Genomic DNA, 12,459 nt, shown 5'->3' on the forward strand with positions numbered 1-12,459 from the left:
ATGAAGCACTATCTGATTATTTTACTTTCTATTATAGTACTTTTGAGTGGTTGTGCTTCAAAAGCAACGATCGAAAAAGAGTTGCAAAAGAGTGAAAAAGTAGTTATTTGCAATACTATTTTACCTTTACAGACGCATGAAAATAGACCAAGCGAACTGCTTCATCGCTTTCCATTTGTCTCTTTGAAAAAAAATTATGATATACGCGGGAAGTTTGATAGAAAATTTTATGAAAGTATCAATTTTGTCTACAATGCCAAAAATATAAAAGATGTAGATTTTTGGCAATTAAGAAATGAACCAAAACTGGTTGATTTTATCTATGTTCTCCCACTTTGGATCAAGGATTATCGCAAACTCACCTCTGATGTAATGAGCAATATTGCCTACTCATACAATATAAGTGCACAAGAGCAAAAGATTTTGCGTAGCTGGGTTGAAAAAGGCGGGGTTTTATGGGTTGAGTTTGGAATATTTTCAACAAAATATGACATTTTTACCAAAAGTGGTGAAATCAATACGAAAAAGATCAACTACTTAATCAAAAATGGTTTTAGAGGACTAAAATTTTGGGGATCACCACTCAAAAATTATCTTTTTCAATCAAAAAGTATCGATTTTCTCAACTATGTCAGCTCTTCCCAAAGTTTCGTAGTGAACCAAAAAAGATCCCTCATCAAAGGCATTGCACGCTTACGCCTCAACCTCGATAACTATCTAGAAAACTTCATGATACTTGATGGAAAGCCACTCCTTGTAGATCAAAAAGGCAAACCGTTAGTAACTATGAAGCGATATGGAAAAGGAGCAGTGGTTACACTCCTTCCTTTTGAGTACCAAGATGCATATTATGATGGAGAATTGCTTCGCTGGAAATTATTATACTATTTTCTCAATAGATAAGAGTGAGAAGTGAAGCGTCCAGATTTTATCGATTTTGAAATACTCAACCAAATAATCTCTCTCAATCTTACATACGCAATAATCCTCCTTGTAGTTGCATATCTCTTTTTTCTCTATCTTCCAAGACGTATTTTCCCTCAAACTAATGCAGGAGCTGGAATTGAGAATATAATCTCAAATATTTTATATATGCTTGTTTTTATCGAACTTGCCGTTCCTTTGATGGTTTTTTTGCAAATATTTAATGTTTTTACATTTATTGGTGTAATTATTGCACTCAAACTCTTTTTTGTGCGATTCTATGAAAAAAGAAATCTTAAAGAGTATCTAACTTCCTTGCGTATTCGTATTGTCATAGTACTCCTAGAGTTTTTTGATAACTATAAAGAGATTATCAAAAATTTTAAGCGAAAAAAAGAGGAGGAGTTTTTTCTCTATCTCAAAAATATCAACTATTACCAGCTTTTTAAAAAGCTTCTTATTGTTTTCATTTTTGTGCATTTAGTCTATATTTTGGGCTTTCGCTGCTTTATATCTCTTGCTAATCCTTTGTCAGATACGAGTCAGTTTTTTGAGTGGGTCGCGAATCTTGATAAAAATATACTCTATGCAGATAACAAGACTGCCGGAGCAGATTTTTACGGAATTTCGGTTCTTATTTTTATTTTATATAAAATCACTCATATCGATACTATTGTGCTCTTTAATATCTATCCAATTCTTTTGATTCTATTTTTACTCTTTGGGGTTTACTTTGTTATTAAGCGCTTTAGTGTTTCCAGTCTCATTGCTCTTTTAGTTTTGCTCATTTTTGGATCACTTTTTATAGGTTCTCCTCTCAATGATTATATAGCAACGCCGATTACAACTACGAATAATCCTGATATTATCAATTTTTTTGGTTTTAAAATCTACAATGTTCCTGCTAGTTTTTATGAACATTTTGATCTCAATCTTGAGAGAGTCTCTAGAACTCCAATTATTCGCTATTTTAGTGGTATGGCTTATGAGCACTCTTCGGCTATGTTTTTGCTCAATCTTTTCTATCTCATTAAGGCTATCGATACAGGGCGAACACGCTTTTTGGTCAACTACACGCTTACTCTTATGCTGGTCTTTATATTCCATGGGGGTGGTGCTATTGCTTTGATAGTTCCAAGTATCTTTATTGCAATCAATGCCATACTGCATCTCAAACTTACCTGGAATCTGCTCAAAAGGGGTTTGATAGCTATTGTAATAGCAGCAATTTTTGGAAATGGATGGGTACTGTCAGTTTTTAAGTATGGCATACCACAAGACTTTGGCGCTGCAGCTCCCTTTCTCGATAGACTCTTTGGTACAAAGCAGGCTGTAAACGAACTGGTAGCATCTGGCATAGAAGATGTTACAATATCTACGCTCACCCCATTGCATCTTTCTATTCTATTGATAACTCTTTTCTTTTTTGTTTTAGCACTTGTTTGGCGTAAGAGATTCTATTTTAGTAGCTTCCTACTCATACCTCTTGGTTTTTTTGTAGTCTTTTATGCTGAGAACTTAGGATTGCCAAAACTTGTACACCCTTCACGGGGAGCAGAGTATCTCTTCTTGTCATTAACGATAGTTACTGCTTGTTTTATCAAACTATTTTTGTGGCTACCTTTGAAGCTAATGCTAAGGCGTATTTATAAAATTGTATTTTTGATTATTGTCTATTGTACACTTTTGATTTCAATATTTATAGTTCCACACTACAAAGATCTTGATGAGATCAAACAGTTTATCAATGGCGTGCAGTACTCATCTGTTCCATTGTTTTTATACAAAATAGTAAAGAGCAATAAACCTTTTACATGGACAGTAGTTTCATATGTGCAGGAGTACTCAAAGGTTTTAGGGAAAGGATATATGATAAATGTAAATGAGTTTATTACCAAGTATGATCCCAATGCAAAATATCTTCCAATTCCAACGAAAAAGGTATATATATTTGTGGAAGATATTCCCCACAAATATACAGGCAAAGATGAGTGGTTTTATAGATGGAGAAAAGATATTGAAGAGAATCTAAAAAACTGGATTGCAATCTATAACTCTACACATAAAAATGTTACTATTTTTGCAAAAAGCAAACTTGTGACAGTCTATGAAATAGATAATAGTGCTTACATAAAATATCTGGAGAGAAAGAATGATCAATGATCTCTTTATAAAAAGTCACCTAGATGAGATAATATTTTTTATAGCTATAAATTTTTGGTACATCTTTTTACTTTTAGCAATTGTTTTTTTTATTATTGCAGTAAAACTTTTCAAGGACAAATCCACGCTTAAACTTACCATTACAAAACTTGACGCCTTCTTTGATCAAATCGCCGAAGCAAAAACTATGAGTGAATTTTTTACAACACTCAAGCCTTTTGCATTGTATAGTGGTGTAAAAGAGGCAGCTTTTTATCAACGGCGTGGAGATATCTTTATACTTCAAAGCAGCCTCTTTGAAAATGATGAGTTACAGATCAAGCAGCGCGTATATAAAAGAGAAATCCAAATAAAAGAGAAGATTGGAAACTACTACTATCACTATATACTTACCACATCTCAAGACTATCTCATGGTGCTTGTAAGCAAAAAAGAGTTGGATGAAGAGTTCTTTTTTGGGTTTTGGAAGATGCTTGGAGCATACTATGAAAAGATTGCAAAATTAGAAAATATCAATCATCTGCAACTAGTGAGTGAAAGCTCCAATAAAGTTTTGAAAAATATATTTAATATGCAGTATGGTACAGAAACTTTTATGAAATTTGTTATCTCACTCATTGGAAAAACTATAGATGCTGATGGTCTTATACTTGTAAATCGCGATAACCTTGTCAAAAAAATATTCAAAAAGCCTCAGGAAAAAAGCGTGAAGAAGGAGTTTTTTATCAGAAATACGCCATACACTCTTGAAGTGTACACCAAGACACCACTCGCACCTCAAGAGATTGAACAGATTGGCTCATTTTTGGATATGGCTGGGATCTACTTTGAAAATATGAGTTCCAATAGCAAAATAGTCAATAATTACATTCATTTTCTACGTATGTCTAACCAGGCTTTGGAGATGCAAAGCAGATATTTTAAAAACCACTCCAAAAAAGTGCAACTTGTAAGCCTAGAGGTTGGAAAGGCTCTCTTTTTGGACGAAAAAAGTCTTGAGGAGATTTCCTTGGGAGCTGAGCTCCATGATATTGGAATGATTGGAAAGATTGAGCATTTTCTCGATCAAGATAAACTCAATACAAAAGAGCTAGATCTCATACGTTTTCATCCAATCATCGGTAGCATCATTGTAGAACCTGTTGAGAGTATTTACCATATCGCAAATATCATTAAGTATCATCACGAGCGATTTGATGGGACAGGATATCCTTATGGTCTCAAAGGAAGCGAGATTCCGATATTGGCACAAATTGTTGCTCTGGCCGAATATTATATAGGGATTACGAGCCCAAGAGCCTATCGCAGAGCTCTCACCCATAAAGAGGCAGTAGAAAAGATTGCGCAGCTCAAAAATAAGCTTGTAGATGAACACATTATCAATACATTCTTAGAGATTGAAGAGAGTATCGATAGAAAGCTTCAGGTACTTGGATCAAAAGTTTTGTGATTTTACCTCATAAAGACTCTTATTTGGATTATCAATAAAGTTCTTTTTGATAAATTCTTGCTCCTCTTTTGTTAGATGGACAGTGACCAAAGCTTTTGTTCCTGGCTGGAGGAGGTAGTTTTTGTTTGGTATTTCGATCTCTACCGTCATACGTTTAAAATCTGGATCGATAACCATAGAAACGCGAGAGATTGTCGCTTCGGTATGGTAAGGTGGAGTAGTGATGAAGTCGATTTTGACCTTTTTGCCTTTTTTAACAAAAGGCAGAAGCCCAGGAGCTACCCCAGCTTTGACTACAACTTTATCGATATTGATGAGAGTACCAAGTTTAGAGCCCTTGACAACATAATCTCCTGGTTGAACTGTAAGAGTGTCAATAAAGCCAGATGTATCACTATATATTTTGCTCATTGCTAATGTGTGCTGAAGTTTATGTAATTGATTGACAACAAGAGAGATTCTTTCATCTAAAGAGTGAAGTTTTTCCCTTCTTAACTCTTGTTGTGCATAGCGGTTATGGAGTGATGATGCATAGATAGCTTTCGCATTATCGATCTCTTTAGCGTCTGTATATCCTCTCGCTCTTAGTTTTGCTAAACGCTCAAGATTGAGTCTATTTATATTGACAAGAGCGAGATTGACGTTGGAGGCTCTGCTATTTTTGACAAAGCGACGAAACTCTTTGAGGTATTCTAGCTCTTTTTGTGTCTTTTCAATATCAAATTGTGTGATAACTGTATCAAAAGCGATAAGAGGCTGATTTTTTTTGACTTTGTCACCTGGGTGAACGAATAGTTTTTTAATTTTGCCATCCATTGTTGCAACGATTTTTTCTTGCACTGAAGGGTACACTTCACCTTCAAGTCGCAGTGTGACACCCTTTTTGCTCTCTTTTATCTCTTTCTCTTCCGCACTCTTTGCGCATCCGCTCAAACTAATAAGAAGCAAGAGGGCTAAAATAGAGTAAAAAATCCGCATCATCTATCCTTGTATATTTCCAATAACATCTTGAATCGCTGCAGACTATTTGCACTATGGGCAAAAGTCAATATATATGCCATATCAAACTTCACATCCTTGATATATTTGAAAAAAAGATTATCAAGTAGTTCATAAGGATGTGTATATATTATCGGTTTATACCCTTTATTGATTAACTTTTGCATTGCATAGCGGATAAACCAGAAAGGGAGTATACGCATATAAAAGCCCCCACTAAAAGGGAGAATATATTTTGGTATAGGTATCTCAGTAATTTTACCATGCTCTGTATATATCGCGAAAGGCTCTTTCTTGTCTATTGTATTGCCATACATATATGTTTTGAAAGGAAAATAGGAGGAGGAGTAGTAAAATCCCATTGCTCTCAGAGTGCTATAATACTTCTTCTCAAATGGCAGCGTCCAACTAGGACTGCGATATCCTCTCACTTCTTTTCCAATTAAATCTTCAAGGATTTTTTTTGCTTGGATTGTTTGTGATTTCCACTCTTTAAAAGGGATTTTATAGATAAGTTCATGATACATCCCATGAGAAGCTATCTCATGACCTGCTTCATGGAGTTTTCGCACCAAATGAGGATATTTTTTGGCAAAAGAGCCTAGCACAAAAGCGGTAGAGTGTATATCATATTTGCTACAAAGCCCTATCCAGCGATCTATGAGATATGCATAATCAATATGCAGCTTCTTTTTGGGCTGTATACCAAAATTTGCATCTTCAAGCTCTTCCACATCAATTGTGAGCCATAATGGATATTTAGTATAGTTTTGCGCTAGATACATCATAAAAACTCTTTTGTCATAAACAGATAGAGACTATACAAAGTTGCTGGCAAAATATAGAGACATTGTAGCACAATCGAAGCACTTAGAGCACTCTCTTTAGGTATACCATACCATCCAAGCACTAGAACAAAAGCTGCTTGAAAAGTGCCGATACCTCCAGGTGTGAGAGGAATAGCAGATACTGCAAATGCAAGTGTAGAGGCTATGAAAATTTGTGATAGGGTAAGGTCAAAATCGGTAGCCGTGATGAAAAATATAAAATTATTGAGATAGTATCCAGCCCAGACCGCAACGGAGAGAATAAAAAGAGTAAAGAGCTTTTTTCTATCTAGAAACGTTTGGAGTGATTTATAAATCTGATAGAGAATAAGGCGCAATTTCCTAGCAGGGATAAATTGGAGCAGTATAAAAAAGTATCGAGGCCTTAAAAGAATAGAGAAAAAAAGTAGAATAATGAGCGCAATAACTCCTACAGCAATAGAGGCTTTTGGGTCTGGATAGATAAAAATGGTGCTAAAAAGGATCAAAAATCCCAAAATTATTACATCAAAAACTCTCTCAATCAAAAACATGGCAGTAGCATTTTTGATTTTGGCATTCTCTTTTTTATGTAAATAGTAGATTTTGCTTAGATCCCCAAGCTTTGCAGGTGCAAAGATGTTGAGAAAAAAGGCAAGCATATTGGCTTCGAGACTTGTGAGAAAAGTGTAGCGAAAAAGCCCCAGGTAATACCAGCGATAGGAGATAATAATATCACTCAAAAAAACTGCACAAAATGTAAGAATAATACCAGCAAGATTGAGGTGTTTGAGGCTTTGTATAAAGAGGTTCCAATCAATATCATAAAAGAGCCAAAGAAGCAGTAGACTTATTATGGCAATTTTTATAATATATTTCATAGATCTACAAGATACTTCGTTAGTTTTGGACCGACAAAATCAGTGATAGGTTTTGGAATCTTTTTCCATATAGTAGCAGCTAATTGATAGCTTTGATAGACGTTTTTTTGCTCGCTTGAGAGGATGTCGATCTTTACAGGGTTCGCACCAAAACGGGTTTTGAAAAAGAATGTACCACTGTTGTAGCCAGATCTTCCAAAATCTACAATCTCAATATCATGGTTTTCTAGCATATTCATAATTACTTTGTGGTGAAAATAGTATCCGTTGTGGCGTTTTTTGAAGTTATTGAGTATGCCGCCTAGTTGAAGTGTTAAGATCTTATTGTCTACAAAAACCATATAGCCACCAAGAATCTCATCATCTTCAAAAAATGTATAAAAGTGGAGGCGCTCATCCAGATACTTTTTGAGGTTATAGAGAAACTCTTTAGGAAAAATAGGAGTGCCGTGATCTTTGTAAATTGTAGCAATAATATCATAGAAAAGGTCTATATTATTGTCGATTTTGACTTTAATACCCCCATTTTTCCTATCTTTATTGATACTACGTTTAGCAAGTTTACGATAGCTTTTAATAAGCTCCTCTTCATCTTTTGTAGTAATGGGCATACGTAGTGTTACAGTATCAAAATCTTTGAAGTCTTGGTAGTAAGGATTGAGCAATCGGATTTGATAATTTTGCTCTTTTGCTAGTTCCAAAAGATCTTCCGCCTCATCACTGGTGCGATCAGTATAGTTTATCATAGGTAAATATGTCAAATACTTGCTCCCAGTAATAGTGGGTTGGATCAAAAAGTCCATATATTCTTCAAGCCTATACGTATCTTTAATTGCCTTTTTCCAAAGATCTATCAGCTCTTTTGAATAGGCTCTATTCATTATCACACTCTCTTGCTTTCATGATGGCGATATCGCGTACTATTTTTGTAATTGCTCTCTCATTTATCTTTGTCTTGGCATAGAGAATAGCTACTAGTAGTGAGAGGATAGCGATAGAGAGATAGATAACAAGATCAACCCCACGTCCAATGCCAAAAAATGCTGCTATTTTATCTGCCTCTTTTGGAAAGATAATCATTATCACTAAAGCAAAATAGAAAAATCCTAGAGTTATGCGCTGATATGTGCGAAATCTACTAGAAAATGAGAGAAAGAGGAGTACTATTGTGAGTACTGCAATAAGAAAGAGTTTGATAAAAATCATTTAATTGCCTTTCCGAGAATGAACTCTATGACGATGTTGATACTGTTCATCATAGATTGACCTTTGCTAAGAGAATATTCACTATATTTGATGGTACAGGGCATCTCTTTATAGCGCATATGGAGTCGTTTGATAAGATCGATAATCTCTGAAGCATGACTCATGCGGTTTTGGGTAATAACAAAATTTGGAAACTTTGCTACATTGATTGCCCGAAAACCGTTATGCACATCAGTGAGATTGATTCCAGTAAGAAACCTCTCTACCTGCGCGGCAACCTTTAAGAAGTACTTTTTATGCCTTGGAATATTTTCTGCTTTTCCCAAAAACCGCGAGCAAAGCACAATATCAGCTTCATTTTTGCGTAGAACTTCTATAAATTTTTCAATATCATCTGCACAGTGCTGCCCATCACTGTCAAATGTCACAACATATTTGCATCCTAGCTTCTTGGCATAATCGATGCCTGTTTGCAAAGCTGCACCTTGTCCCAGATTGACAATGTGGCGAAGAAGATAAACGCCAGGTATGCAAGCTTCTTGGTAGCTATTATCGCTAGAGCCATCATCGACGACAATGATCACATCATTTGGTCTTTTGGCTTTGAGATTTTGTAGTGTCTCTTTGATTACCTTCTCTTCGTTGTAAAGGGGTATTACTATTGCTACATCTCTTTTCATCTACTATCCATTCTATTGCTTTTGCACATATTGCAAGTCCAAAGCTTCCAGTAACTCCTACAAAGCTCCCTTTGTCTTGGGATTTTGGCTGCTCTGGTGAAAAAATTGCCAAAAAATCTTTATCAAATCCGTTTCGTTTAAGTTCATAGCGTATCTTTTTTGCAAAAGGGTCACCATAAGTTTTCCATATAGAGGTTGATTGGATGTGAGTTGGATCAACTCTTCGTGCGCTTCCCATAGATGCTATGAGTTTATGAGCGCACTTTTTGGCTACTGCCACTTTTGCTTGTACATCATCGATACAGTCTAAAACTACATCATACTCTTCAAAGTCAAAATTTTCTACCCATTCATTATCGATTCTAGTATGAATTTTTTTTATACCTGGATAGAGCTTAGCTAAAATATCTACCTTGATTTCACCAATATTTTCACTTCCAATTTGCCTGTTTTGATTGCTCTCTTCATAGCGATCAAAGTCAACTATTGTGATATCTTTGACACCACTGCGATAGAGACAGTCAAGCGCAAAGCTTCCAACTCCTCCAACTCCCAATATTAAGACTTTTGCATTTTGCAGCTTTGCAAAACTATCTCCAAAGAGCTTTTTGCACCGATCATATCTCATACCACTTCCTTAGATGTTCTATCTCATCATAGGCAGTAAGATCTGCTTGGATAGGAGTGATCGAGACGTAGCCGTTGGCAATCGCTTCAAAATCGCAGTCTCTCTTTTGGCTTGGTTTCCACTCGAGTGGATGGAGTCCTAGCCACCAATACTCTAATCCCCTGGGATTTCTATGGAGATGCGCTTGATTGGCATATATGCGGTATCCTGCTTTTGTAATTTTATATCCCTTTATCTCTTTGACTGCTGGGATGTTGATATTGAGGAGTCTGCGTTCATGGAGTGGAAAGCCTTTTTCTAAAATCTTTTTAGCTATATCGTAAGCTACTTTTTGCGCATTTTCATACCCTATATCCATCTCTGTCTCTTCACAGTTTGCATTGCATACCTGACTAATCGCAAATGATGGAATCCCATAGAGTGCAGCCTCCATGGCACCAGCAACTGTTCCTGAGTATGTTATATCTTCACCAAGGTTTGCCCCACGGTTGATTCCACTCACCACAAGATCTGGTCTGACATCTTCTGGATAGAGGGCATTGAGAGCGAGATAGACGCAATCGGTTGGCGTGCCATCTTCGAGTTTGTAAAAATTGTCATCTAGTTGTATAAATCGTAAGGGCTGGGTGAGTGTGAGGCTGTGCCCACAGGCACTCTTTTCACTTGCTGGAACGACTACGAGCACCTCACCGAGTTCTTGGAGCGCATCTTTAAGGGCATGAAGACCAGGAGATTCAAATCCATCATCATTTGTTATGAGTATACGTTTCATCCTAACCTCTCAATTATTTTTATATAGAGTGGTAAAAGTGGTATAAAGAGTGCGGTCGTTATAAATATAAGTGCTGTAACTATGAGCTCTTTACACCTATAGAGTGCTGCAAGATTGACATTTGCCACAGCTAACGGCATCATGATCTCCATAAATATTACCTTTTTTGCTAGCGCTTCGATCTCAATAAATTGCAACACAAAAAACGCTAGCAACGGAAGTGTAACAAATTTCATAAATGTCACTGCCAAGATAAGTTTTGGCTCAACGATTTTAAGACTCACCTTTGCTAGATAGAAGCCAAAAATGAGAAGCTGGAGCACAATGGCAGTATAAGAGCCCATTTCTAAAAAGAGATTGAAAAATTTAGATGGGTGAAAATGTATGAGATTGAGCACAATTGCTAAAAGTGCAAACCATAAAATCGGAAGTTTTACAGTATTGAGGATAGATTTTTTCACATCAAAACTTCCCCGTGAATAGAAATATGCCCCAAAACTATAGACGATAAAGACATTAGCGAGATTGACTATAGTAGTGTAAGGCAGACTTGCAGGACCAAAGAGTGCTAGACCGAGTGGAACTCCGAGATTGCCGGTATTTCCTATTACTGATGAGACAATAAAAATAGAGCGATCTTTTGCATCCTCAAAGAGGAGCCTAGCTAGAAAAATATTGAGAAGAATTATGAAAAATGAGAATCCAAAAAATATAAGAGGTGCCAAGGCTAGATCAAGATCGAGAGGCTTTTGCAAAAGCCCCCAAAATGTAAGAAATGGCTGGAAAATATAGACTGAGAGGAGCACCAAAGTCTTCTCATCACTTTTGTCTTGAAATATCTTTTTTGCAATGAAGCCTATGAGAATAAAGAGATAGACAAAAAAGACGGCTTGAAAGCTATCCATTTATCTCCTTGGCTGCATTTTTCGCACTGCCATGCCCAAGATACTTGCGCAACTCAAAAGACTTTTGCAAGAAGGCCTCTGGTTCAGCATTTTTGTAAGCTTGCAAGAGATTACGCTCATTCACTTCCTCTTGCAAAAACTCTGGATGCACATCTTCTAGCATTATATTTGCTAGTCCCACTTTATCTATCTTTGCAAAACTCTTAGCAATTGCATAGTCTAGCGGTTTAGCGATATAGCACAGCGCCAAAGGTGTGCCAATAAGCGCAGCTTCAAGGGTGGCTGTCCCACTGCATATAAAGCCGAATTCAGCTTCATAGAGCGCTTGATGAGGATTGTGGGAGAGTGTAAAACCACTAATATCACCATAGATTGAAAGATCCATGTTTTTTGGAGCAACCAAGATGGCTTCTTTATCGATTCTTTTACGTACCTTGCGAAAAATTGGCATGAGTGAGATGATCTCTTGCTTTCTGCTCCCAGGCATGAAGACAATTTTGTCAGTTTTTGTAGGAGAGGTTTTAAACTGTTTAATCTCATCAAGAAGGGGGTGTCCTACATATTTGATATTGTAATGAGGTGAGTAGTACTCCTTTTCAAAAGGCAAAATTGAGAGCGCTTTATCTACATAGCGTTCAATCTTTTTGATACGTCCTCTTCTCCACGCCCATGCTTGGGGTAAAATATAATAAATAATTTCTTTATTGGGATAGCGTTCTTTTATCGCTTTTGCGAGAGGCAGATTAAATCCGCTTGCATCTATGAGAAGGACTCTGTCTGCTTGAGTGGCAAGATCAACCATCCGCTTTTTGAGATCGATAAAAAATGGTATCTTTTTGAGAACATCCACAAAACCCATCACAGCAAAGTTTTGCATGTCAACCAAAGGGGTTCCTAAATTTGTATCAAATATTCCTATTGGCTCATACGCTATATGAGGCAAGAGATAGCTAAGATGAAGGTTTGCGGATTTTTCAAATGCGCTGATGAGTATCTTTTTCATGCTCTTCCTAAAAGTTGGTATAATTATAGCAAAAAAGGATCG

General features: G+C 36.4%; 13 protein-coding genes. 3 read left to right on the plus strand and 10 right to left on the minus strand.

Features of this window, described 5'->3' with window-relative positions; translation table 11 throughout:
• The 3 genes from JG734_RS02940 to JG734_RS02950 are packed head-to-tail and all read left to right on the plus strand — an operon-like array spanning nucleotide 1 to nucleotide 4,537.
• Nucleotides 1-903, plus strand: coding sequence for a hypothetical protein (locus JG734_RS02940; protein ID WP_201333541.1), 903 nt, complete (start codon nucleotides 1-3; stop codon nucleotides 901-903).
• Between the two features lie 9 nt (nucleotides 904-912).
• Nucleotides 913-3,087 (plus strand): hypothetical protein, encoded by a 2,175-nt coding sequence (locus tag JG734_RS02945; protein WP_201333542.1) that lies wholly within the window; start codon nucleotides 913-915, stop codon nucleotides 3,085-3,087.
• Complete coding sequence (locus tag JG734_RS02950) at nucleotides 3,077-4,537, plus strand: HD-GYP domain-containing protein (protein WP_201333543.1); 1,461 nt, start codon at nucleotides 3,077-3,079, stop codon at nucleotides 4,535-4,537. Before JG734_RS02945 ends, JG734_RS02950 begins: the two co-directional genes overlap by 11 nt.
• Here JG734_RS02950 and JG734_RS02955 read toward each other — a convergent pair.
• Genes JG734_RS02955 through lpxB form a run of 10 tightly spaced genes read right to left on the minus strand, consistent with a single transcriptional unit; the run spans nucleotide 4,523 to nucleotide 12,417 of the window.
• Nucleotides 4,523-5,515 (minus strand): efflux RND transporter periplasmic adaptor subunit, encoded by a 993-nt coding sequence (locus JG734_RS02955; protein WP_201333544.1) that lies wholly within the window; start codon nucleotides 5,513-5,515, stop codon nucleotides 4,523-4,525. The genes JG734_RS02950 and JG734_RS02955 overlap by 15 nt on opposite strands.
• Nucleotides 5,515-6,324, minus strand: coding sequence for a polysaccharide deacetylase family protein (locus JG734_RS02960; RefSeq protein ID WP_201333545.1), 810 nt, complete (start codon nucleotides 6,322-6,324; stop codon nucleotides 5,515-5,517). The genes JG734_RS02955 and JG734_RS02960 overlap by 1 nt, the downstream gene beginning before the upstream one ends.
• On the minus strand, nucleotides 6,321-7,223 hold the full coding sequence (locus JG734_RS02965; protein ID WP_201333546.1) for a lysylphosphatidylglycerol synthase transmembrane domain-containing protein: 903 nt from the start codon (nucleotides 7,221-7,223) through the stop codon (nucleotides 6,321-6,323). Before JG734_RS02965 ends, JG734_RS02960 begins: the two co-directional genes overlap by 4 nt.
• A complete protein-coding gene (locus JG734_RS02970) occupies nucleotides 7,220-8,104 on the minus strand; it encodes a GNAT family N-acetyltransferase (protein ID WP_201333547.1) in 885 nt (294 codons plus the stop codon). Before JG734_RS02970 ends, JG734_RS02965 begins: the two co-directional genes overlap by 4 nt.
• Complete coding sequence (locus tag JG734_RS02975; protein WP_201333548.1) at nucleotides 8,097-8,429, minus strand: DUF2304 domain-containing protein; 333 nt, start codon at nucleotides 8,427-8,429, stop codon at nucleotides 8,097-8,099. The genes JG734_RS02970 and JG734_RS02975 overlap by 8 nt, the downstream gene beginning before the upstream one ends.
• Nucleotides 8,426-9,109, minus strand: coding sequence for a glycosyltransferase family 2 protein (locus JG734_RS02980; protein WP_201333549.1), 684 nt, complete (start codon nucleotides 9,107-9,109; stop codon nucleotides 8,426-8,428). Before JG734_RS02980 ends, JG734_RS02975 begins: the two co-directional genes overlap by 4 nt.
• Nucleotides 9,015-9,737, minus strand: a complete 723-nt coding sequence (locus tag JG734_RS02985) for a tRNA threonylcarbamoyladenosine dehydratase (protein ID WP_201333550.1) — start codon at nucleotides 9,735-9,737, stop codon at nucleotides 9,015-9,017. Before JG734_RS02985 ends, JG734_RS02980 begins: the two co-directional genes overlap by 95 nt.
• Complete coding sequence (gene surE / locus JG734_RS02990) at nucleotides 9,727-10,509, minus strand: 5'/3'-nucleotidase SurE (RefSeq protein ID WP_201333551.1); 783 nt, start codon at nucleotides 10,507-10,509, stop codon at nucleotides 9,727-9,729. Before surE ends, JG734_RS02985 begins: the two co-directional genes overlap by 11 nt.
• Nucleotides 10,506-11,414, minus strand: a complete 909-nt coding sequence (locus tag JG734_RS02995) for an AEC family transporter (protein WP_201333552.1) — start codon at nucleotides 11,412-11,414, stop codon at nucleotides 10,506-10,508. The genes surE and JG734_RS02995 overlap by 4 nt, the downstream gene beginning before the upstream one ends.
• Nucleotides 11,407-12,417, minus strand: a complete 1,011-nt coding sequence (lpxB, locus tag JG734_RS03000) for a lipid-A-disaccharide synthase (protein ID WP_201333553.1) — start codon at nucleotides 12,415-12,417, stop codon at nucleotides 11,407-11,409. Before lpxB ends, JG734_RS02995 begins: the two co-directional genes overlap by 8 nt.
• Between the last annotated feature and the right edge of the window lie 42 nt (nucleotides 12,418-12,459).

The sequence above is a fragment of the Nitratiruptor sp. YY09-18 genome (assembly GCF_016593235.1).
GTDB lineage: Bacteria > Campylobacterota > Campylobacteria > Campylobacterales > Nitratiruptoraceae > Nitratiruptor.